Raw genomic sequence first — 22,464 nt, 5'->3', positions numbered from 1 at the left:
CGCACCTGTGGACAGCGGACCCCGGATGTCGGCGGTGTGCTGTTGACTGTTCCCCGTGAGTACAGATGCTGTGACCGATGCAGGCGAACCGGTGAAGGCCCCCGACGTCGCCTCCCTCAGCTACGAGCAGGCGCGCGACGAGCTCGTGCAGGTCGTCGGCCGGCTGGAGGCCGGCGGCGAACCGCTGGAGGCGTCCCTCGCGCTCTGGGAGCGCGGTGAGGCCCTGGCCGCCCGCTGCCAGGAGTGGCTCGACGGCGCCCGCGAGCGCCTCGCGGCCGCGCAGAACGCGTCGACGGCGACGCCCGACTCGCCGGAGGAGGCCGAGTGAGCGCGCACGTCCTCGCCGTGGGCGAGGCCCTGGTGGACGGGGTGCACCGGCCCGACGGTTCGTCGGCCGAGCACCCGGGTGGCAGCGTCGCCAACGTCGCGCTCACGCTGGGCCGCCTGGGCCGGGAGGTCCGGCTCGCGACCTGGTTCGGGACCGACGCGCGGGGCGACGCGGTGCGCGGCTGGCTCGCCGACTCGGCCGTCGAGCTCGTCGAGGGCAGCGACGGCGCGGAGCGCACCAGCACGGCGGTCGCCACGCTGGACGACGCCGGCTCGGCCACCTACGAGTTCGACCTCACCTGGCAGGTCCCGGCGGCGGCAGCGGCCGGTGCCGAGACCCTCGCGGTCCACGCCGGCTCGATCGCGGCGATGCTGGAGCCCGGCGCGGCCGAGGTGAGCATGCTGCTCGACGGCGCGCGCACGACGTCGACCGTCACGTACGACCCGAACGCCCGGCCCGCGATCATGGGACCGGCCGACGAGGTGCGTCCGCGGGTCGAGGCGCTCGTGCAGCTCTCGGACGTGGTCAAGGTGAGCGACGAGGACCTGGCCTGGCTCTATCCCGGGACCGACCCGGTGACCGTCGCCCGCGACTGGCAGCGCGGTACGCCCGCGCTGGTGGTCGTCACCTTCGGCGGCAAGGGCGCGGTAGCGGTGTCCGACGCCGGGGAGGTCGAGGCCGTGGCCCCGCGCGTCGAGGTGGTCGACACCGTGGGTGCCGGCGACTCGTTCATGGGCGCCCTGATCGACGGCCTGTGGGAGCACGACCTGCTGGGCGCCGCCCGGCGGGACGCCCTGAACGCCGTCGGCGCGGCCACGGTGCAGAACGTGCTGGACCGCTGCGTGGCCGTCGCCGCCATCACCGTTTCCCGGGCGGGCGCCAACCCGCCGCGTCGCGAGGAGGTCGGCCTGTGAGCACCGTCCAGGGCCCGGATCGGCTCAGCCCGAGCGAGGCCTGGCAGCGGCTGCGCGAGGGCAACGACCGGTTCGTCGCGGACGCGCCCGCGCACCCGTCCCAGAACGCCGACCGGCGGCGCGAGCTGCAGGCCGCGCAGCACCCGCACACCGTGATCTTCGGCTGCTCGGACTCGCGGGTGGCCGCGGAGATCATCTTCGACCAGGGCCTTGGCGACGTGTTCGTGGTGCGCACCGCGGGACACGTCGTGGACACCACCGTGGTCGGGTCGATCGAGTACGGGGTCGAGGTGCTCGGCGCGTCACTGGTCGTGGTGCTGGGGCATGACTCGTGCGGCGCGGTCGCCGCCGCCGCCCACACGCTCGCCACCGGCGAGCAGCCGCCCGGGTTCGTGCGCGCCGTCGTGGACCGGGTGATCCCCTCGATCGCGAGCATCACCTCGGGCGACCCCGCCCAGGCCATGGCCGCCCTGTCCGACCAGGACGTGCTGCGCCGTGAGCACGTGAAGCACACGGTCGGGATGCTGCACGGCTACTCGGCAGCGCTGGCCCGCGCGGTCGAGGAGGGCCGCTGCGCCGTCGTCGGCCTGGAGTACGACCTCGCGGTCGGCAGTGCGCGCATGGTCGACGTGATCGGCGAGGTCGGCGAGCGGCCCTGACCACCGGGCGACCGGAAGGGCTCGGGCGGGCCGGGGTGACACGAGTCACGCGCTGGGATGCGTCACCCGCCCGAGCCTGCGGCACGATAGACCCATGACTGCTGACACCGTCGTCTCGTCGGGCTCGACCGAGCCCGGCGACACCAACGCCGCTTACCGCATCGAGCACGACACCATGGGCGAGGTCCGCGTCCCCGCGAACGCCCTGTACCGAGCGCAGACGCAGCGTGCCGTCGAGAACTTCCCGATCTCCGGCACCCCGCTGGAGCGCGCCCACATCGAGGCGCTCGCCCGGGTGAAGAAGGCCGCGGCCACCGCGAACGCGGAGCTCGGGGTGCTGGACCAGGACATCGCCGACGCCATCGTCGCCGCGGCCGACGAGGTCGCCTCCGGCAAGCACGACGGCCACTTCCCGGTCGACGTCTACCAGACCGGCTCGGGCACGTCGTCGAACATGAACACCAACGAGGTGCTCGCGACGCTCGCCACGGCCGCGCTCGGCAAGGACGTGCACCCGAACGACCACGTCAACGCGTCGCAGTCCTCGAACGACGTGTTCCCCACCTCGGTGCACGTCGCCGCGACGTCGGGCGTGGTCAACGACCTGATCCCCGCGCTGAACCACCTGGCGGGCGCGCTGCAGGCCAAGTCCGACGAGTACGCGACCGTCGTGAAGTCGGGCCGCACGCACCTCATGGACGCCACCCCGGTCACCCTCGGCCAGGAGTTCGGCGGGTACGCCGCCGCCATCCGCTACGGCGTCGAGCGCCTGCAGTCCGCGCTGCCGCGCGCCGCGGAGGTTCCGCTGGGCGGCACCGCCGTGGGCACGGGCATCAACACCCCCGCCGGGTTCCCGCAGCGCGTCATCGCGCTGCTCGCGCAGGACACGGGCCTGCCGCTGACCGAGGCGCGGGACCACTTCGAGGCGCAGTCCGCGCGGGACGGCCTGGTCGAGCTGTCGGGCGCCCTGCGCACCATCGCGGTCTCCGTGACCAAGATCTGCAACGACCTGCGCTGGATGGGCTCCGGCCCCAACACCGGCCTGGGCGAGATCGCGCTGCCCGACCTGCAGCCGGGCTCCTCGATCATGCCGGGCAAGGTCAACCCGGTCATCCCCGAGGCCGTGCTCATGGTCTGCGCGCGCGTCATCGGCAACGACGCCACCGTCGCGTGGGCCGGCGCGAGCGGCTCGTTCGAGCTGAACGTGCAGATCCCGGTGATCGCGCAGGGCGTGCTGGAGTCGATCCGCCTGCTGTCGAACGCGTCGCGCGTGCTCGCGGACAAGACGATCGTGGGCATCACCGCGAACGTGGACCGCGCCCGCGCGCTGGCCGAGTCGTCGCCGTCCATCGTCACGCCGCTCAACCGCGCGATCGGCTACGAGGCCGCGGCCAAGGTGGCCAAGCACGCGGTCAAGGAGGGCATCACGGTGCGTCAGGCCGTGGTCGACCTCGGCTTCGTCGAGCGCGGCGAGGTCACCGAGGAGCAGCTCGACACGGCGCTCGACGTGCTGTCGATGACGCGACCGCCGCAGGCCTGACGCCACTCGTTCCGAGCGCCCGCCAGCGGCGAGGGCTGGGTGCCCGACGGCGAGGGCTGGAGACGACAGAAGAGGGCGGCCGGACCGGCCGCCCTCTTCCGCCGTTCAGACGCGCGTACTACTCAGTCGCGCGCTCGGAGCACCGTGTACTACTGACCAGCGATCCGGTCGAGAACGTCGAACTTGTCGGCGTCCCCCTCGTGCGAGGCGTCGACGATCTTGCGGCTCAGCGTGAAGCTCGAGCCTGCGTCGATCGTGACCTTGAACTTGCTCATCGTGAAGTTGCTCTGCGAGTAACCGACGAACGGGCCGCTGGCGTCGTCGTAGATCAGACCATAGGTCTGCGTGTCGTCACCGGACTGACCGATCCAACGGCTGGCGTCGGGGGCCTGGCTGAACGGTCCGCCGCTCGTGACCGCGGGGAAGCCCGCGGTGCGCGAGTGGCTGCCCGCCGTGTCGTAGTCCATTGCGTCGCCGAGCCACACCGGCAGTGCCGCACCGGTGGTGTTCGTGAACACGGACTCCGCGGTGATGAACTCGTCATCGGGGGTGGCCGTGAACGTCGTGACCACGTTCAGGCCGGGGATCTCGGACGAGGCACCGGTCACCTTGACGACCGCCTTCTCACCCGAGTTCTCGGTGATCTCGACCTTCGTCGAGATCACCTGAAGCTGCTGCCATGCGTTGCCCGTGAGGGGCTCAGCCGAACCCACGTAGGGCAGGTTGATCCAGTCCAGGTTGTCCGGCTTGCCGGTCTGGGCCATGTCGATGACCTTGCCGAAGGAAGACGGGGCCAGCTGAGGGTCGCTGAACGCCTTGGCGATCGTCATGGCGAGGTGCTTGTTCTCGATGACGACGTCACCGAGAGTGCCCTCGACGAGGCCACCGCTGGTGATGCGCTTGCCGATGCTGGCATCGACGCTGACCGTGGCGATCTCCAGGTCGATGCCCGTGGCCCCGGTCGCCGTGACCTCGACCTCCTTGGCACTGGTGGCAAAGCCGAGCTGCGACGACTGGATCGTGTACGTGCCAGGACCCGCCTCGATGCCGAACCGGTAGTTGCCGTTCGCGTCCGTGCTGGTGGTGCCGATGATGTTGCCGTCCTGGACCACGAGGACACCCGCGTCGGCGACGGGAACCCCGCCGTCCTTGTTGGTGACCTTGCCGGTCACGACGGGCCAGGCCTTGGCCGGCGTGCCACCCGGGGTGAAGGCGTACAGGTTGCCGTCGAAGGCACCGACGACGACCGTGTTGCCGCTGACCGCGGGTCCGGCCGAGACCCAGGTACCGATGTTCTGCTCCCACATGGGCTGACCCGTACGGGCGTCGAGCGCGTAGAAGCCACCGCTGTTGGCACCCACGAAGAGGGTGTTGCCGGTGAGGGCCGGGGACGTGAACGATCCGCCGCGGTACTGGGAGCCGGGCAGGAGCCGGTCCCACTGCACTGCACCGGTGGTCGCGTTCAGGGCCGTGACAGCCCCGCTCGGGAACGCCATGTACACGGTGTTGCCCTTGATCGTCGCAGCAGCGGGCGTTGCGCCACCGTTGACGAGCGACGGGTGCGAGCTCGTGTAGCTCCACAGGACAGCGCCCGTGGCGCCGTCGCGAGCGACGATGCCGTTGTTCGAGCCGATGAAGACGCGACCGTCAGCAGCGGAAGGGACGCCGTCCTGCCAGCCGCCGAGCGTGTCCGTACCCTGCCAGAGCTTCTCGCCGGTCTTCAGGTCGTAGGCGATGACGATGCTGCCGTCCTGGCTACCGACGTAGACGCGACCGTCGGAGACGGCGGGGGTGCCGTCGCTCATGGTCGCACCGGCCATGGGCGAGGCCCAGATCCGCTCACCGGTCTTCTCGTCGAGTGCGACGAGCAGGCCGCGCGAAGCCTCGCCGTGGCGGGTCTGGTACGGAAAGAGCACCTTGCCGTCGGCAACGGTGACTCCGTAGTAGCCGTAGGTGCGCTGGTTGTAGGGCTCGGGAGCGGCCTCGGGCGAGGACTTCCACTGGAGCTCGCCGGTCGTCGCGTCGAGGGCGTAGAGCTCTCCGCGCAGGGTCGGGGCGAACACCGTGCCGTTCGACACGGCGATACTGCCGTGGATCGAGGCGGGAACCGTGTAGCTCCACAGCTTCTTGCCGGTCGCGAGCTGGACGGCGTGCACGGCGGCGTTCCCGTCACCGTTCTCGTCACGCGTGCCCGAGTAGACGACACCGTCGACGATCACCGGGGAGCCGGTGAGGTAGGTGCCCTTGGTGCGGTAGGACCAGGCGAGACGCTGACCGGGGTTGATCAGGTCCTCGGAGACACCGGAGTGCTGCTCGTTACCGTGGTGCTGGGCCCAGTCCTCGCCGGCGACAGGCTTGATGGCCTTCTCGTCGGTGAGGGTGAACGTGGCGTTCTTCTTCCACGTACGGCCGGCCTCGTCGAGAACCTCGACGCTGATGGTGTGGTCGCCGACCGGCTTCCTCAGGTTCTCCGGCAGGGCGGCGTACCAGGTGAACTCGCCCGTCGGCGCCAGGTCCTGCCACGCGCGGGTGTCGATGCGGTACCGGGCAGAGACCGGCGCGTCGGTGGTGTCGTAGGCGTTGATCTGGACGCCGGGGAACTTGTCCAGCGGGACGGAGCTCTTCGGAGCAGGGCTGACGATCGTCAGGTCCTTCTCAGCGCCGTACAGGCGGAACGGGTTCTCGAAGGTCTTGTTGTCCATGTGGACGTAGCGGAAACCACGCGGCGCGTTGTCGATCGTGTACGAGCTGGAGACCGTCTGGATGTGCTTGGCCGTGCTCGCGAAGGCGCTGTTCGGCTCGACATCGTTGGAGTGCTCGTGGCCGACGAGGATCAGCTCCGCCTTGTACTGCTCGAGCAGGTCACCGTACTCGTCGTAGACCTCGGACGAGCCGAACGGGACGTTCATCGGCTGGTGGGTCAGCACGACGAGGTGCTTCTTGCGTGTCATGTTCTGCGCCAGGTCGGCCTTGGCCCACTCCAGCTGTTCGGCGAAGGGAGCCGCGCCGTTGTTCTCCAGGACCAGGAAGTGACGGTTGCTGTAGTCGAACGAGTACCACTCCGGTCCGACGTTCTTGCGGTAGTTGTTGATCCGGACCGAGTAGCCCGAACCACCCGCGTACTCGTGGTTACCCACGGCCGGCCACACCGGCACGTTCGACGCGGCGGCGCCGTTCTTGTAGAACGCGAACTCAGAGTCCGAGGCATTGTTGGTGAGGTCACCGCTGACCTGGATGAAGGCCAGGTCCTGGTCGGTCGAGTTGATCTCCGCGATCTGCTCGGAGAGCTGGGCGTTCACGTGCGGGTCGGCGACATTACCGAAGGTGAAGCCACCCGTGGCCGACTTCTCGTCCTTGCGGAGGCCGAAGTTGGCGGTCTTCGTGACGCCGTCGCTCAGCTGACCGAGGTTGCGGTAGAACCGCGGGGTCATGAACTCGTCGACGCCCACCGAGTAGCCGGCCGGCTGCGTCACGAAGACAAGGTCGGTGTCGCGACGGTCGGTCGACGTCTCGAAGGAGTACTTGCCCAAATTGTCGGTGACAACGATCTGCGCGCCGTCGGAGACGGTGACGCCGGCGATGCCGGGCTCATCCTTCTCCTGACGGTCGTCGTTGTCGTGGTCCTCGAAGACGACACCCGTCACGGTGGCCATCGGGGGGTCGATCTCAGCGGAGACCGCGGACGTCAGCGGGGCGCCGACGACGAGGGCGGTGAGGCCACCCGTCGTGATGTACAGCGCCTTCTGCCACGGGCCCGTACGCCGTGCACGGCCTGTTGGTTCGGCCACACCTTCAGGTGCGGCGTCCAGAGGAGGATGGAGACTCATGCGAGGAAGAACCTTTCTACGAACCAGAAGAGCCCACACGCGGCGACGATCGACGTCACCACGCGAAATACCAGGGTCGAGAATCGGGTCCTGCGGGAAAGTAAGATCAGCGGGAAGATCACCAGCACCAGTGCCGCCTGGCCAATTTCAATACCAACATTGAAACTGACCAGAGATGCTGCCAAGCTCCAGCTCATCTCGTCGGTGATCTGCAAGGACCCGGCGAAACCGAGTCCGTGAAGAAGACCGAAGACAAAGACCACCGGTAGGCGGCGGTGCGTGGAGCCGAAGAGGTTCTCGATGGCCACAAAGGCGATCGAGAGCGCAATCAGCGGCTCCACGACGGTGGCCGGCACGTGAATGACGCCGACGAAGGTGGATATCAGGGTGACGCTGTGGGCCAGCGTGAACATCGCGGTGACCTTCAGCAGATCGCGGAAGGACGACGCTCCGAGCATGAGAGCGATGATGAAGAGCACGTGGTCCAGGCCGGTCAGGATGTGCTCCACACCCGTGACGGCGTATTGCGACACGGAGCCCCAGAGGGTGCTCTTACCGATGTTGTAGCTGTGGTGGGAGCGGTCGAAGAGGACCTGCCCGCTCTGGCCGCCGAGGTGGTATTCGGCATTGTTCGTGTGATCGTCGGCGACTGCCTCGGCATCTCCGAACACGGTGTACTGCAGGCCGAACTCACCTGAACTGCCCGGGCAGGAGTACACCAGCAGAAGGTCGGCGTAGGAAAGCAGGTCTCTGGTACTGATCGACGTCGACTGCAAGGTCGGCGAGCAGGCCTCGCTGTCGAGGGAGACGATGACCCGGGGTTCCAGGTACTCCGCGATCTCCGCCGCGTGCGCCTCGAGCGCCTCCTCCTTCTGGTCGTCGTCCATCTCGTCCGGGGCGAGGGGGCTCAGGACGATCGCCCGGTTGAGGATGCTGTACTCGAGGCTCAACTTGTACGAGACGTTCGAGCCGTCCTGCGTGATCTCCGAGTAGCCGCTGGAGGCGATCACGTGGGCCGAGGCCGCGCTCGCGCCGAAGAGCGCCATGATCACGGCCACGCCGAGCAGCGCGACGGCGCGTCGCATCAGGGACATGAGGAAGCAGTCGATCGAATCAGGCGGATTCAGCCCGATGCCCACGGTCGTCAAGTGGCGGAGGTTCATGCTGCCTCGGTGTTCTGCTAGCGGCGGCGGGGCGCTCCACGACCTGAGTTCCCACCTGGAGGATGGATTCGGCAATGAGCTCGTCGTTCAACCGGTAGGGGACGCGCGCCCAGTCGTGGCGAACGGCGCTCGTCTGTACCCATCGCATCGTCGCCAGGCGCTGGGAAGCGCCGGGGAGATGTCCGGATGGCTCACCTGAGAAACCTCCGAAGATCCAGGTACGGGCGTGCACCTGAGATTTCTAACGGCCGGAAGCGGCCGGAGGGTATCCCGTGGGTGAAGAAAAGACGGCGGCAACTGAACGGCCCCAGGACGGTGGCAGGGGGCAGACCCGCCGAACGATGCAGGTACCTCATGAACGTCGGTGGACAGCCGTCGTCGGACGACTCAGAGCGTTATGCCCGGGCGTGGGACGGCACATGAGGGTCGCAGCGCCTGACCTGCGTCATTGCTGGTCAGAGTCAAGCTCGGGCAGGTAGCGCAACGGCGCCTGCGTCCGGTGCGATCGTGGTTGTCGAGACCTGATCGCACCGAGAACGAGGCGCCGCTGCGCTACCACTCCGCTCAAACGCTCTCAGACCGTGGGTGCCCCTGCGGTCTCGGTGGCCGCGGAGGCGACCTCGGCCTCCGCGTTCTCCTTGGTCGCCGAGATGATGACGGCGGCGGCGACAGCGGCACCGACGGTGGCGACGGCCGCGACCGAGGCCGCGATGGCGACCTGCGTGGCGACCGTGGCGACGCCCCACTCGCTGCCGGCGATCTCCTCGGCGCGATCCTGGGCGGCCTTGCGCTGCTCCTTGCCGACCAGGCCGGAGATCAGGCCGGAGCCGTGCAGCAGGGAGATCAGGGTGGCAGTGCGTTCGTCGGGCTCCGCGCCCTCGACGAGGACCTTGGTGAGGTTGGCGCGCAGCGCGGTCTCGTGGCTCGAGTCGGCGGCCGGCCAGCGGGTCACGGGGAGCATGCGGAAGAGCTTGGACTCCTCCTTCTCCAGGATGCCCCGCTCGACGAGCGCGGCCAGGAGGTTCTCCTCGGCGTCCTTGGAGATCGCCTCGACGACCTTCCGCGCGGGAGCATCGGGCGTGGCGAGCACGGACTGCAGCGCGGCGTCCAGGGCGACGTGGCCCGAGGGGGCGTTGTCGGTGACGATGATCGTGGCGTCACCGGCCTTCTCACGCTCCTCCTTGGTGGCGCCGGCCTCGGGCGCGCCCCGCAGCAGGGTCTTGCGCGCGTCGGAGAGGTCGGCCAGGAGCGCACCGGCGAGGCGAACACCCAGGTTGTCGACGTTGGCGGTCTTGCCCGTCTCGTCGTCGACGGCGAGCAGCAGGAAGTCTTCGGCAATCAGCATGGGGCAGATGCTATATCCGACAAGCGAGACACGCCCCGATTGAACCAGAGGCCGAGAAGCTCACCCTGCGCCGTGACTATGGTTAGCCTTACCTAAGGTGCTATCCTCGCAGAGCACGCAGGGGAGGCGGTCCGCCGGACATGCGGGGCTGGGGGGTTCCGTCCGGCCGGCCCGCCTCCCCAGTGCCAGAAGTCCAGAAGGTGCCAGAAGCCCAGGTCATTTGCGGTGACCTGGGCTTCTGGCATCTCGGCGGGCGCGACCCGCGGGGCGTCACACCTCCAGGCGCTCCAGCATGTCGGTCACCAGCGCCGCCACCGGCGAGCGCTCCGACCGGGTCAGGGTCACGTGCGCGAACAGCGGGTGACCCTTGAGCGCCTCGATCACGGCCGCGACGCCGTCGTGCCGCCCCACCCGCAGGTTGTCGCGCTGGGCGACGTCGTGGGTGAGCACCACGCGCGAGCTCTGGCCGATGCGCGACAGCACTGTGAGCAGCACGTTCCGCTCCAGCGACTGCGCCTCGTCCACGATCACGAACGAGTCGTGCAGCGAGCGTCCGCGGATGTGCGTGAGCGGCAGCACCTCGAGCATGTCGCGGGCGATGACCTCCTCGACCACGTCGGGCGAGACCAGCGCGCCGAGCGTGTCGTAGACGGCCTGCGACCAGGGGTTCATCTTCTCGGACTCGGAACCGGGCAGGTAGCCCAGCTCCTGCCCGCCCACCGCGTACAGCGGCCGGAAGACGAGCACCTTGCGGTGCTGCTGCCGCTCCAGCACGGACTCCAGGCCGGCGCACAGGGCGAGCGCCGACTTGCCCGTACCGGCCCGGCCGCCGAGCGAGACGATCCCGATCTCCTCGTCGAGCAGCAGGTCGATGGCGACGCGCTGCTCGGCCGAGCGACCGTGCACGCCGAACACCTCCTGGTCGCCGCGGACGAGCCGCACCTTCTTGTCCGGCGTCACCCGGCCGAGCGCGGAGCCGCCCGGCGAGTGCACCACCATGCCCGTGTGCACCAGCAGCGGCGCGGCCGCCTCGACCGTCGCGGGGTCCAGGGCCGCGATCTCGACGGACTCGTTCTCCCAGAGGGAACCCATCTGCTCGTCCGAGAGGTCGATCTCGCGCATGCCGGTCCAGCCGGAGTCCACCGCGAGCTCGGCCCGGTACTCCTCGGCCTGCAGACCCACGGCGGACGCCTTGACCCGCATCGGCAGGTCCTTGGAGACGACGGTGACGCTGCTGCCCTCGGCCGCCAGGTTGGCGGCCACGGCCAGGATGCGCGTGTCGTTGTCGCCCAGGCGGAAGCCCGCGGGCAGGACCGAGGGGTCGATGTGGTTGAGCTCCACGCGGAGCGTGCCGCCCGTGTCCCCCACGGGGACCGGTGAGTCGAGCCGGCCGTGCTGCACCCGCAGCTCGTCCAGCATCCGCAGGGCGCTCCGGGCGAAGTACCCGAGCTCGGCGTGGTGGCGCTTGGCCTCCAGCTCCGTGACCACGACGATCGGGAGTACGACGTCGTGCTCCGCGAACCGCAACATCGCCTTCGGGTCGCTCAACAGCACTGACGTGTCGATGACGAAGGTCCTGCGTTCGTCACCTGCCGCGCCGGCAGCGGCGTCGGCACTCTGGTCGGACGGACGGGTGGTGTGTGCGGAATGGCTCACTGCGGTTCTCCCTCCGGCGCCGAAACGCCGTGACAGCCTCGTCGCTACCTGGCGGATACCGCCTGCCGGCGGAACCGACCCGGTCGAACCGGGGCTGGTGGATGGGCCGAGCGACCGACTCGGTGCGCCGCGGCGTGGCGCAGAGCCGGGGCCGGCCCTTCTCCACGGAGCGAGCACTCCATAGGTTGGCCTCCCGAAGGGCGACTGGGTGCCGTCCCTGAGGTGGAAACTACGCGCCCTGCCATCCCGTGACCAGACCCAAGCCCCGGCGGGTCGCAAGTTGTCACGAACTGTTCACATGGTGGCAATAGCTTGATTTTTACTCCAAGGAATAGCAAAACTCGCAGGGAGGCATGCCCACGCGGCAGGATGGTCACATGGCTTCCTTCGCCGTCCTGCTCCGAGCCGTGAACATCGGACCCGGCCTGCGCGTGTCGTCGGCGGACCTGCGCGGGGCTGCCGAGGACGCGGGTCTCGCCGATGTCCGCACCCTGCTGAACAGCGGCAATCTCGTGGTCACGCCCGGGACCTCCGGGGCGGGCAGCGCCGCCGACGTCGCCCGGCTGGTCGAGGAACGGCTCGCCGAGCGCATGGGCCAGGACGTGGCCGCCGTCGGGCTGAGCGCGGAGCGGCTGGAGGCCATCGCCTCGGCCAACCCGTTCCCGGCCGCCGCCCGGGACGACCCGTCCCACCTGCAGGTGCACGTCCCGTTCGGCGACCTCGACGAGGCGGGCATCGCCAAGCTCGACCTGGCCAGCCCCGGCCGGGAGATGCTCGCGACGGCCGCGGGCGTGCTGTACGTGCACTACGTGGACGGGATCGGCCGGTCCAAGCTCACGCCGAAGGTCATCGACCGGGCCGTCGGTGCGCCCACCACGGCCCGCAACTGGAACACGATCACCAAGCTCCGCGCCGCCTGCGCCGGGCTGACCTCCAGGTAGTCCTCGGCCCGCGCCCGGTAGGGTGGGGCCCAGGGAGTGCCGGGAAGTCTGGTCGGCGTGGACCGGGTCGACCGGTCCGGCTCAGACGACCCCACCCGAGAGGACGACCGTTGACCGGTGACGCCCACACCCTCACCCGAGCACAGCGCCTGAAGAACTGGCTCTCCCGCGAGACGACGGGCGGAGCGCTGCTGATCGGGGCCGCGTTCCTCGCCCTGCTGTGGGCCAACTCTCCCTGGCGGGAGTCCTATCAGGCGTTGTCCGACGCCGTCGTGGGCCCCGCCGCGATCGGGCCGGTGCCGGTCCACCTCGACCTCTCCCTCGCCACCTGGGCGGCCGACGGGCTGCTCGCCATCTTCTTCTTCGTGGTCGGCGTGGAGCTCAAGCAGGAGTTCGTCGCCGGGAGCCTGCGGAATCCGAAGGAAGCCGGCGTCCCGATGATCGCCGCCGTGGGCGGCATGGCCGTGCCCGCCCTGATCTACGTGGGCACCGTCCTGCTGCTCGGCGAGCCGGGCGCACTGCACGGCTGGGCGATCCCCACCGCCACGGACATCGCGTTCGCCGTGGGTGTGCTGGCGATCTTCGGCCGCGGGCTCCCCACGGCGATCAGGACGTTCCTGCTCACCCTCGCCGTGGTGGACGACCTGCTCGCCATCATCGTGATCGCGATCTTCTACACCAGCGAGATCCACTGGCTGGCGCTGCTCGGCACGCTGGTCTGCGTCGCGCTGTTCGGCTGGCACGTCCGCTCGCGCAAGCCGCGGTGGTTCGTCCTGCTGCCGCTCGCCGTGGTCGCGTGGGCCCTGATGCACGCGTCCGGCGTGCACGCCACCATCGCGGGCGTGCTGCTGGGCTTCACCGTCCCGGCGGTCGCGCTGCACGGCGAGGCCACGTCCCGCACCAGCCAGTACGAGCACCGGATCAAGCCGCTCTCGTCCGGGTTCGCGCTGCCCGTGTTCGCCTTCTTCGCCGCGGGTGTCACCCTCGTCGGGGGCGACGGCCCCGGCTCCGTGATCGGCCAGCCGGTCGTGCTCGCGATCGGAGCCGGGCTGATCCTGGGCAAGCTCGTGGGCGTGCTGGGCACCACGGCGTTGATCACCCGGATCACGCCGCTGCGCCTGCCCGACGGGATCGGCGTACGCGATCTGCTGCCCGTCGGCCTGCTCGCCGGCATCGGTTTCACCGTGTCCCTGCTGATCAGCGAGCTGTCCTTCGGCGACTCCGAGCACACCGACGGCGCCAAGATCGCGATCCTGAGCGCCTCGGTGCTCGCGGCGATCCTCGGCGGCGTCGCGCTGCGCTACGACGCGCGCCAGGCCAGGACGGCGGACATGAACCTCGACGGCCGTCCCGACGACGTCCGCGACTACATCGGCGACACCAAGGACCGCGAGACCCACTGACCCCCACCCCGACCACCCCGCTGACTCGCCAGGATCCGCACGCCGAGTCAGCGGGTTGGCCGGACCAACCCGCTGACTCGGCAGGGTGCGCACGCCGAGTCAGCCGGCCGGTCAGACCTCCAGGAGGAGCGCCTCGCCCTGGCCGCCGCCGCCGCACAGGCCGACGGCGGCACGGCCCCCGCCGCGGCGCGCCAGCTCGTGCGCCGCGTGCACCGCGATGCGCGCGCCGGACGCCCCCACGGGGTGCCCCAGCGCGATGCCTCCGCCGTGCACGTTGACGATGTCGAGCGGCACGCCCAGCGCCTTCGCGGACACGCCGACCACCACGGCGAACGCCTCGTTGATCTCCACGAGGTCGAGGTCGGCGGCCGTCCAGCCCTCGCGCTCGAGGGCCTGACCGATCGCCCGGGCCGGCTGGGAGTGCAGCGAGTTGTCCGGCCCGGCCACCTGACCGTGCGAGCGGACCGTCGCCAGCACGGGCACGCCGGCCGCCTCGGCCCGGCCGCGCGTGGTGAGCACGAGCGCCGCGGCGCCGTCGGAGATCTGCGACGAGTTGCCCGCCGTCAGCGTCCCGTCGCTCTTGAACGCGGGGCGCAGCCTGGCGAGCGACTCGGGCGTCGTGTCGGGCCGGACGCCCTCGTCGGTGCGGACCTCGACCGGCTCACCACGGCGCTGCGGCACCGAGACCGGCGCCAGCTCGGCCTCGAAGACGCCGTCCTTGGTCGCCGCGGCGGCCCGCTGGTGCGAGGCGGCCGCGATCGCGTCCTGCTCCTCGCGCGAGACGAACACGTCGCCGGAGTTGTGCTCCTCGGTCGAGATGCCCATCGAGACGTCGTCGAACGCGTCGGTGAGGGCGTCGTGCGCCACGGAGTCGGTCAGCTCCGCCGAGCCGTAGCCGAACCCGGACCGCGCGCCGGCCAGCAGGTGCGGGGCGTTGGTCATCGACTCCTGCCCGCCCACCAGCACCACGGACGCCTCGCCCGTGCGCAGCAGCCGGGCGCCGTCGATGATCGACGTCAGCCCCGACAGGCACACCTTGTTCACCGTCACGGCCTGCACGTCCCAGGCCACGCCGGCGGCCACCGCCGTCTGCCGGGCCGGGTTCTGCCCCGCGCCCGCCTGGATCACCTGGCCCAGGACCACCTTGTCGACGTCGGCCGCGAGGCTGCCCGCGCCCTCCAGCGCCTTGCGGGCCGCCACGGCGCCCAGCTCGACGGCGCTCAGCGCCGACAGCGAACCCTTCAGCCGTCCCTGCGGCGTCCGCGCCGCCGAGACGATCACCACGTCGTCTGCGCTGTGTGTCGCGCCCGAACCAGTGGCGCCCGGACCGGTGCTCGTGGCACCCGTCGGAGCAGCAAATGCGTCACTCATGAGACCTCCTTTGGCCGTTCTTCCCAGCGTATCCCCCGGATTCACCGGCGAGCTCAGCGGTCGCGCGCGAGCTCAGCCCGCGGAACCGACCAGCTCGACGGCGAGCTCCGGCTCGGTCTTCCCGACGACCTCCTCGGCCGTGACCCCCGGCGCGAGCTCGCGCAGCACCAGCCCGGACGGCGTCACGTCGAGCACCGCCAGGTCGGTGATGATCCGGTTCACCACGCCCTTGCCGGTCAGCGGCAGCGAGCACTCGCGCAGGATCTTCGGCGACCCGTCGCGCGCCACGTGCTCCATCAGCACGATCACGCGGCCCGCGCCGTGCACCAGGTCCATGGCCCCGCCCATGCCCTTGACCATCTTGCCGGGGATCATCCAGTTGGCCAGGTCCCCGGCGGCCGAGACCTGCATGCCGCCCAGGATCGCGGCGTCGATCTTGCCGCCGCGGATCATGCCGAACGACGTCGCCGAGTCGAAGATCGACGAGCCGGGCAGCAGCGTCACCGTCTCCTTGCCCGCGTTGATGAGGTCCGGGTCCACGGCGTCCTCCGTGGGGTACGGCCCCACGCCGAGGATCCCGTTCTCGGACTGCAGCACCAGGTGCCGGTCGTCCGGCACGTAGTTGGGCACGAGCGTCGGCAGCCCGATGCCCAGGTTCACGTACATGCCGTCCTGCAGCTCGCGCGCGGCGCGCGCGGCCATCTCCTGTCGGGTCAGTGCCATGGTTCAGGCTCCCTTCGTGCCCGGCGTGGCGGACGACGTCGCGGCGTCCGACGACGCCGGCTCGGTCACCGTCCGGCGCTCGATGCGCTTCTCGATGTCGGTGCCGACGTGCACCACCCGGTGCACGTAGACGCCCGGCAGGTGCACGGTGTCCGGGTCGATCTCCCCCGGCTCGACGAGCTCCTCGACCTGGGCGATGCAGATGCGCCCCGCCATCGCGGCGAGCGGCGAGAAGTTGCGCGCCGACTTGTTGAACACGAGGTTCCCGTGCCGGTCGCCGCGCAGGGCGTGCACCAGGGCGTAGTCGGTGCTGATCGACTCCTCCAGCACGTACTCGGCGTCGTCCGCCCCGAACGTGCGCACCTCCTTGGGCGGGGACGCGATCGCCACGCCGCCGGAGCCGTCGTACTTGCGCGGCAGGCCGCCGTCGGCCACCTGGGTGCCCACGCCCGTCCGGGTGAAGAAGGCGGCGATGCCCGCGCCGCCGGCGCGGAGCTTCTCGGCGAGCGTGCCCTGCGGGGTGAGCTCCAGCTCGAGCTCGCCCGAGAGGAACTGCCGCTCGAACTCCTTGTTCTCCCCCACGTACGAGCTGGTCATCTTCGCGATCCGCTGGGCGTTCAGCAGCACGCCGAGGCCCCAGTCGTCGACGCCGCAGTTGTTGCTCACCACCGACAGGCCGCTGGTGCCCTGCGCCAGCAGCGCCTCGATCAGCGCGATCGGGTTGCCGCACAGCCCGAACCCGCCCACGGCGAGCGAGGCGCCGTCGGGGATGTCAGCCACCGCCTCGGCCGCGCTCGCGACCACCTTGTCGAACCCGGTGCGTGCCACAGTCATCGTTGACTCCTTCATCAGGTCAGTACCGGCAGGTCATGCCATGTGCCAGTGTCACACTCCCGGCGCGCCGCCGGGCAGCACCTCACCGCGCGCTCCAGCCGCCGTCGATGGTCCACGAGGCGCCGGAGACCATCGCGGCCTCCGGCCCCGTGAGCCAGCCCACCAGGGCGGCGACCTCGTGCGGTTCCACCAGGCGCTTCACCGCCGACTCCGCGAGCATGACCCGCGCCATCACCTCGGACTCCGCGATCCCGTGCACCCGCGCCTGCTCGGCGATCTGCTTCTCCACCAGCGGCGTGCGCACGTAGCCGGGGTTGACGCACACGCTCGTGACCCCGTGCTCGCCGCCCTCCAGGGCCGTCACCTTCGACAGGCCCTCCAGGCCGTGCTTGGCCGCCACGTACGCCGACTTGAACGGCGAGGCCACCAGCCCGTGTACCGACGAGATGTTGACGACCCGCCCCCAGCCCCGCGCGTACATGCCGGGCAGCGCCGCGCGCACCAGCAGGAACGGCGCCTCCAGCATGATCCGCTGGACCAGCCGGAAGTCGTCCGGCACGAAGTCCTGGATGGGGCTGACCCGCTGGATGCCGGCGTTGTTCACCAGCACGTCGGTGTCCAGCCGGAGGTCGTCGAGCGCCCGGGTGTCGGACAGGTCGACCACCCACGCCTCGCCGCCCACCTCCTCGGCCAGGGCCTTGGCGCCGTCGCCGTCCACGTCCGCCACGATCACGTGCGCGCCGCGGGCGGCGAGCTCCCGCACGCAGGCGGCGCCGATACCGCTCGCGCCGCCCGTCACGAGTGCCCGGCGGCCCGCCAGCGCGGATCTCACGACCGGCCCTCGGCGAGCTCCCGCTCGCGAGCCTGGTCCTCGGCGTCCAGCGCGTGCAGGGACGCACCCTTGGTCTCGCGCAGCGCGATCGCCGCGACCAGGGTGATGAGGGCCGCGATCGCCATGTAGACGGCGGTGGGCCACCACGAACCGGTGTTCTTGAGCCAGGTCGTGGCGAGGATCGGGGCCAGCGAGCCGGCCACGATGGAGGTGACCTGGTAGCTGATCGAGACGCCGGAGTACCGCATCCGGGTCGGGAACATCTCCGCCATGATCGCCGGCTGCACCGCGTACATCAGGGCGTGGAACAGCAGCCCGGCCATGAGCACGGCCAGGATCACCCAGACGTTCCTGGTGTCCATCGCCGGGAAGGCGAACCAGCACCAGGTGGCGCCGAGCACGGCGCCCGCGATGTACAGCGGCTTGCGGCCGATGCTGTCGGCGAGCCGCCCCACGGCGAGGATCACCACGAAGTGGAAGGCGTGCGCGGCCGCGACCACGCCGAGGATGCGCGTGGTGTCCATGCCGAGCGCGGTGCCGAGGTAGACGATCGAGAAGCTCACCACGAGGTAGTAGAGGATGTTCTCCGCGAACCGCAGGCCCATGCCGGTGAGCACGCCGCGCGGGTAGCGCTTGATCACCTCGAGCACGCCGTAGCCCTTGTCGCCCTCCTCGATCTCGGCCTTCGCCTCCTCGTAGATGGGGGCGTCGGAGACGCGGGTGCGCACGTAGTAGCCCACGACGATGACCACGGCCGACAGCCAGAACGCGACGCGCCAGCCCCAGGCGAGGAACGCCTCGTCCGTCAGGGTGGCCGACATCGTGTAGAGCACGACGGTCGCGAGCAGGTTGCCCGCGGGGACGCCGGCCTGCGGCCACGCCGTCCAGCGGGCCCGCTCGGCGTCCTTGCTGTGCTCGGCCACGAGCAGCACGGCGCCGCCCCACTCCCCGCCGAGCGCCACGCCCTGGACGAAGCGCAGGACCACCAGGAGCGCCGGGGCGAGGAAGCCGACCTGCTGGAAGGTGGGCAGGCAGCCCATGAGCACGGTCGCCACGCCGATCAGCACGATCGTGAACTGCAGCGTGTACTTGCGGCCGAGCTTGTCGCCCAGGTGGCCGAAGATGATGCCGCCCAGCGGGCGGGCGAGGAAGCCGACCGCGTAGGTGACGAACGCGGCGATGATCGCGTCGTAGGCGTTGCCCGTCTCGGGCATGAGCACCTTGTTGAACACGAGCGCCGCGGCGGTCGCGTAGAGGAAGAAGTCGTACCACTCGACGACCGTGCCGGCCATCGAGGCGGCGACGATGCGCCTGATCAGCGACCGGTCGTCCGGTGCGTGGGTGCCCTGCTGTGCGGACATGCTGCTGCTCCTAGGTGTCGACTCTGACACGGGGTGCGGCCGGCCCGCGCGATCCGCGCGGCCCGCCACCTGTGACTCGCCAGAGTGTTTCGGGGAAGCACTGTGCACAGCAATGACGAAGTCGGCAGACGGCATGTGCACGGATGCACACTTGATAACGTCACGGCATGTCAGCCCGCAACGACCCGCCGTCCGGCCAGGTCGCCGACCAGCTCCTGGTGCTGCTCGCCGTGGCGCGCACCGGCCGGTACACGACGGCGGCCCGGGCGCTCGGCGTCAACCACACCACCGTCGCCCGCAACGTCACGGCGCTGGAGCGCGCCCTCGGCGGGCGCCTCCTGGTGCGCGGGGCCGACGGCTGGGAGCTCACGACGCTCGGCCGGCGCGCGGCCCGGGCGGGCGAGGCCGTCTCCGACGCCGTCGACCGGCTCGTCGGTGGCGGCACCGAGGCCGACCCGGTCACCGGTGTGGTGCGCATGACCGCCACCGACGGGTTCAGCGCGTACGTCGCCTCCCCCGCCATCGCCCGGCTGCGGGGCGCGCACCCCGAGCTGTCGGTCGAGCTCGTCACGGTCACGCGCGTGGCGACGCACCACCGCTCGGGGGTCGACATCGACGTCGTCGTCGGGGACCCGAAGGTGCAGCGGGCCAAGGCCGTGCGCCTGGGCGAGTACGTGCTCGGCATGTACGGCTCGCGGGACTACCTGGCCCGGCACGGCACGCCGACGACGGTCGAGGAGATGTCCCGGCACGGCCTGGTCTACTTCGTCGACTCCATGCTCCAGGTGAACGACCTCGACGCGCCGCGCCGGCTGGTGCCCGGCATGCCGGACGCGCTGGCCTCGACCAACGTGTTCGTGCACGTCGAGGCCACGCGCGCGGGCGCGGGGCTCGGTTTCCTGCCCTGCTTCATGGCCGACCGGCACGACGACCTGGTGCGGCTCCTGCCCGACGAGGTCACCGAGCGCCTGCCCTACTGGGCCGTGATCCGCAGCGAGTCCTGGCGCCGGCCGGCCGTGGCGGCCGTGGTGCAGGTGCTGGCCGACGAGATGGCCCGCCAGCGCGACCGCATGCTGGGCCTGCGCCCGGACGCCTGACCGGTCAGCGGCGGACGGCGGTGCTCACCAGCGTCGTGAAGCGCATGGTGAAACCACCGCCGTTGGCGTCGATCACGGCACCGATCTCGGCGAGGAGCGGGTCCAGCCGGTCCGGCGGCAGCCGGGTGAACAGCCCCTGCGTGGGCACCTGGTCCAGCCAGGCGTCCCGCGTGTAGGTGAACTCCCAGGCGAAGCGCCACTCCTCCGGCTCGGCGAAGGCACCGGCGGCGGCCATGCCCTCGGCGGCCCGCGTCACGCCCGGCGCGTAGAGGTCGGCGGCGGGCTTCGTCATCGTCGCGGGCAGCGACGCGGCCACCTCCGGCGGCAGCACGTCGGCGAGGCCCCGGTACACGTCCGCGAACCCGCGGGCGACCTCGGGCTCGGGGTCGCCCGCGTTCCAGAACACGGCCAGCCGGCCGCCCGGCCGCAGCACGTCGGCGGCCTTTCGTGCGCCCGCAACCGGTTCCACCCAGTGCCACACCTGCCCGCCGACGACGGTGTCGAACGTGCGCCCGGCCGGGTCCCACTCCTCGATCGTGCCGACCTCGACGTCCACGCCGAGCCGCCGGGCGAGGTCCGCCATCCGGGCGTCCGGCTCCACGCCCAGCACCGTGGCACCGGCGGCGGCGAGCTGCCGGGCCACGATGCCGGTGCCCGTGCCGACGTCCAGCACCGAGCCTCCGGGGAACTCGGCGGCCAGCCGCTCGATCAGGCCGGCCGGGTAGCGCGGTCTGGCGCGGTCGTAGCGCTCCGCGTCCGTGCCGAACGACTCGGCCATCTCCCGGTGCTGGTGGCTCTCCCGCGCTGCGGGCGGCTGCGAGGTCATGCGCCTCAACCTAGTCCGGGCCGGTCACGGCGTCGCCCGGCTCGTGCCGTGCCCTGAGCGAACACGGTCAGCCCACCGCGGCGGCCACCGCCGAGACGCCCGGCTCCGCCATGATGATCGTGTAGTGGTTCACGCCCGCCACCTCGCTCGCCGCCAGGCGCGGCAGACGACGCCCCCACTCCCCGACCGTGTCCGCCGGGTACATGCCGCCCGGCTGGTCGAGCAGGCCGCGCGGCGCGCGCAGGAACGTGATCGGCAGGCTCGTGTCCGCGGCCCACGCGAGCGCGGCGGGCAGGGCGTCGCCCCGCGCGGAGTCCGCCGAGTCCGCGGCGACGGCGTCGGACGACGTCGCGGGCCGGAGCACCGGGCCGGCCGAGGACGGGTGCTCCGCCAGGTCGTAGTCCACGTACTGCTCCACCACGGGGTTCCACCGTGCGAAGGCGGGGTGCGCCCGCCAGAACTCGCGGTACGCCTCGACGCTGGGGAAGGTCTGCGTCAGCCGCTCGATCGCGGGTCCCAACAGGGCGCGCACCAGTTCCTCCGGGGTCGCGCCGTCCGGCACGCCCGGCGGCAGCGGGATGGGCAGGCCGCCGTCGACGAGCACGAGCCGGGCCACCAGGCCCGGGTGGCGGTGCGTCAGCACGAGCGACACGAAACCGCCCATGGAGTGCCCCACGACGACGGCGGGTCCGTCGGCGAGCGCCCCGATCACGGCCGCGACGTCGTCGGCGTGCGCGGCCATGCCGTACGGGCCGGGCAGCGCGTTGCTGCGGCCGCGGCCGCGCAGGTCGGGTGCGACGACGCGGCGGCCGGGCAGCGCGGCGACGACCGCGGGCCAGGCGCGGTGCGAGGCCGTGATGCCGTGCACCAGCACGACGGCGGGCAGGGGCGCGCCGTCCGGGCGGGCCGGCCCGGGCGCCGTCGGCTCCCAGACGCCCACGCGCAGCGTGCCGCCCGCCACCGCCACGTCGTGGGTGGCGTAGGTGTGCGAGCCCGTGGCCTCCACCTGGTCGACGACGCTCATGGACGCTCCTCCCCCTCGGTGCTGCCGCTGCCGGGCGCCAGCGCCCGCTCGATGAACCTCATCGCCTGGTCGAACACCTCGGGCGGGACGGCCGACGTCGGGCCTCCTGGCTCGACGTCGGGGCCCCACAGGACCCACCGCATCCCGACGATCTCGCCGATGCCCATGAGCGCCCACGCGGCCACCTCGGGGTCGATGTCGCCGACCTCCCCGGCAGCCTGCGCCTTGGCGAGGCCCCCGCGATAGCCCTCGACGATCCGCGTGTAGTGCAGGCGCAGCGCGCCCGGCGAGACGAACTCGGCCTGTCGCACGATGCGGTACAGCGCGGGGTGCTCGGCCGTGAACTCGAAGAACGCGCGGAACCCCGCCCGTTCGGCCTCGATCCGGCCGGACGTCTGCGAGGACGCCGCGATCATGGCGTGGCGCACGCGCCGGTTCAGGTCCTCGACCACCTCGTCGAAGACCTCGATCTTCGAGGTGAAGTACAGGTAGAACGTGCCCTGCCCCACCCCGGCCGCCTCCGTGATCTTGACGATCGAGGCGTCGTGGAAGCCGAGCTCGGCGAACACCTGCTCGGCGGCGACGAGGATGCGCGCGCGGGTGCGCTCCCCCTTGGTCAT

19 protein-coding genes are annotated in these 22,464 nt (G+C 71.0%); 7 read left to right on the top strand and 12 right to left on the bottom strand.

What is annotated here, in order from left to right; all coding sequences use genetic code 11:
• The first annotated feature begins 55 nt into the window (after positions 1-55).
• From ACIPN7_RS26335 to ACIPN7_RS26320, 4 genes are all read left to right on the top strand, one after another.
• A complete protein-coding gene (locus ACIPN7_RS26335; protein WP_400549539.1) occupies positions 56-328 on the top strand; it encodes an exodeoxyribonuclease VII small subunit in 273 nt (90 codons plus the stop codon).
• Positions 325-1,242: a carbohydrate kinase gene (locus tag ACIPN7_RS26330; protein ID WP_400549537.1), complete on the top strand. Its 918-nt coding sequence runs from the start codon at positions 325-327 to the stop codon at positions 1,240-1,242. Before ACIPN7_RS26335 ends, ACIPN7_RS26330 begins: the two co-directional genes overlap by 4 nt.
• Positions 1,239-1,901, top strand: a complete 663-nt coding sequence (locus ACIPN7_RS26325) for a carbonic anhydrase (RefSeq protein WP_400549535.1) — start codon at positions 1,239-1,241, stop codon at positions 1,899-1,901. The genes ACIPN7_RS26330 and ACIPN7_RS26325 overlap by 4 nt, the downstream gene beginning before the upstream one ends.
• Positions 1,902-1,995: 94 nt before the next feature.
• Positions 1,996-3,441 (top strand): class II fumarate hydratase, encoded by a 1,446-nt coding sequence (locus tag ACIPN7_RS26320; protein ID WP_400549533.1) that lies wholly within the window; start codon positions 1,996-1,998, stop codon positions 3,439-3,441.
• A gap of 149 nt (positions 3,442-3,590) precedes the next feature.
• Here ACIPN7_RS26320 and ACIPN7_RS26315 read toward each other — a convergent pair whose 3' ends face one another.
• The 4 genes from ACIPN7_RS26315 to ACIPN7_RS26300 all read right to left on the bottom strand — a co-directional run bounded on the left by ACIPN7_RS26315 (position 3,591) and on the right by ACIPN7_RS26300 (position 11,306).
• Positions 3,591-7,268, bottom strand: a complete 3,678-nt coding sequence (locus ACIPN7_RS26315; RefSeq protein WP_400549531.1) for a PQQ-binding-like beta-propeller repeat protein — start codon at positions 7,266-7,268, stop codon at positions 3,591-3,593.
• Positions 7,265-8,431 carry a HupE/UreJ family protein gene (locus ACIPN7_RS26310; protein WP_400549529.1) on the bottom strand — a complete coding sequence of 389 codons (1,167 nt, stop codon included), beginning with the start codon at positions 8,429-8,431 and terminating at the stop codon, positions 7,265-7,267. The genes ACIPN7_RS26315 and ACIPN7_RS26310 overlap by 4 nt, the downstream gene beginning before the upstream one ends.
• A gap of 574 nt (positions 8,432-9,005) precedes the next feature.
• Positions 9,006-9,776 (bottom strand): GPP34 family phosphoprotein, encoded by a 771-nt coding sequence (locus ACIPN7_RS26305; protein WP_400549527.1) that lies wholly within the window; start codon positions 9,774-9,776, stop codon positions 9,006-9,008.
• A 270-nt stretch (positions 9,777-10,046) separates the two neighbouring features.
• On the bottom strand, positions 10,047-11,306 hold the full coding sequence (locus ACIPN7_RS26300; protein ID WP_400549593.1) for a PhoH family protein: 1,260 nt from the start codon (positions 11,304-11,306) through the stop codon (positions 10,047-10,049).
• A gap of 503 nt (positions 11,307-11,809) precedes the next feature.
• On the opposite strand from ACIPN7_RS26300, the gene ACIPN7_RS26295 reads away from it, so the two are divergent.
• A complete protein-coding gene (locus ACIPN7_RS26295; protein WP_400549525.1) occupies positions 11,810-12,373 on the top strand; it encodes a DUF1697 domain-containing protein in 564 nt (187 codons plus the stop codon).
• 110 nt (positions 12,374-12,483) lie between these two features.
• Positions 12,484-13,776, top strand: coding sequence for a Na+/H+ antiporter NhaA (gene nhaA / locus ACIPN7_RS26290; protein WP_400549523.1), 1,293 nt, complete (start codon positions 12,484-12,486; stop codon positions 13,774-13,776).
• A 111-nt stretch (positions 13,777-13,887) separates the two neighbouring features.
• Here the strand turns inward: nhaA and ACIPN7_RS26285 are convergent, their stop codons facing one another.
• The 5 genes from ACIPN7_RS26285 to ACIPN7_RS26265 form a co-directional block, all read right to left on the bottom strand.
• Complete coding sequence (locus tag ACIPN7_RS26285; protein WP_400549521.1) at positions 13,888-15,147, bottom strand: acetyl-CoA C-acyltransferase; 1,260 nt, start codon at positions 15,145-15,147, stop codon at positions 13,888-13,890.
• 72 nt (positions 15,148-15,219) lie between these two features.
• Positions 15,220-15,870 (bottom strand): CoA transferase subunit B, encoded by a 651-nt coding sequence (locus ACIPN7_RS26280; RefSeq protein WP_400549519.1) that lies wholly within the window; start codon positions 15,868-15,870, stop codon positions 15,220-15,222.
• A gap of 3 nt (positions 15,871-15,873) precedes the next feature.
• Entirely contained in the window at positions 15,874-16,704 is an 831-nt protein-coding gene (locus tag ACIPN7_RS26275) for a CoA transferase subunit A (RefSeq protein ID WP_400549517.1), read from the bottom strand.
• A gap of 82 nt (positions 16,705-16,786) precedes the next feature.
• A complete protein-coding gene (locus ACIPN7_RS26270) occupies positions 16,787-17,536 on the bottom strand; it encodes a 3-hydroxybutyrate dehydrogenase (protein ID WP_400549515.1) in 750 nt (249 codons plus the stop codon).
• The gene (locus tag ACIPN7_RS26265; RefSeq protein WP_400549513.1) at positions 17,533-18,897 is read right to left on the bottom strand and encodes an MFS transporter; all 1,365 of its coding nucleotides are present in this window, start codon (positions 18,895-18,897) and stop codon (positions 17,533-17,535) included. Before ACIPN7_RS26265 ends, ACIPN7_RS26270 begins: the two co-directional genes overlap by 4 nt.
• Before the next feature lie 167 nt (positions 18,898-19,064).
• On the opposite strand from ACIPN7_RS26265, the gene ACIPN7_RS26260 reads away from it, so the two are divergent.
• Entirely contained in the window at positions 19,065-19,994 is a 930-nt protein-coding gene (locus ACIPN7_RS26260; RefSeq protein ID WP_400549511.1) for a LysR family transcriptional regulator, read from the top strand.
• 4 nt (positions 19,995-19,998) lie between these two features.
• Here the strand turns inward: ACIPN7_RS26260 and ACIPN7_RS26255 are convergent, their stop codons facing one another.
• From ACIPN7_RS26255 to ACIPN7_RS26245, 3 genes are all read right to left on the bottom strand, one after another.
• Entirely contained in the window at positions 19,999-20,820 is an 822-nt protein-coding gene (locus ACIPN7_RS26255; protein ID WP_400549509.1) for a class I SAM-dependent methyltransferase, read from the bottom strand.
• Positions 20,821-20,887: 67 nt separating this feature from the next.
• Entirely contained in the window at positions 20,888-21,844 is a 957-nt protein-coding gene (locus ACIPN7_RS26250; RefSeq protein ID WP_400549507.1) for an alpha/beta fold hydrolase, read from the bottom strand.
• A complete protein-coding gene (locus tag ACIPN7_RS26245) occupies positions 21,841-22,464 on the bottom strand; it encodes a TetR/AcrR family transcriptional regulator (protein ID WP_400549591.1) in 624 nt (207 codons plus the stop codon). Before ACIPN7_RS26245 ends, ACIPN7_RS26250 begins: the two co-directional genes overlap by 4 nt.

The organism is Promicromonospora sp. NPDC090134 (assembly GCF_044746965.1).
Classification (GTDB): domain Bacteria; phylum Actinomycetota; class Actinomycetes; order Actinomycetales; family Cellulomonadaceae; genus Promicromonospora.
Note: the sequence above shows the minus strand (reverse complement) of the source record. Positions and strands in the feature narration are given on the sequence as shown.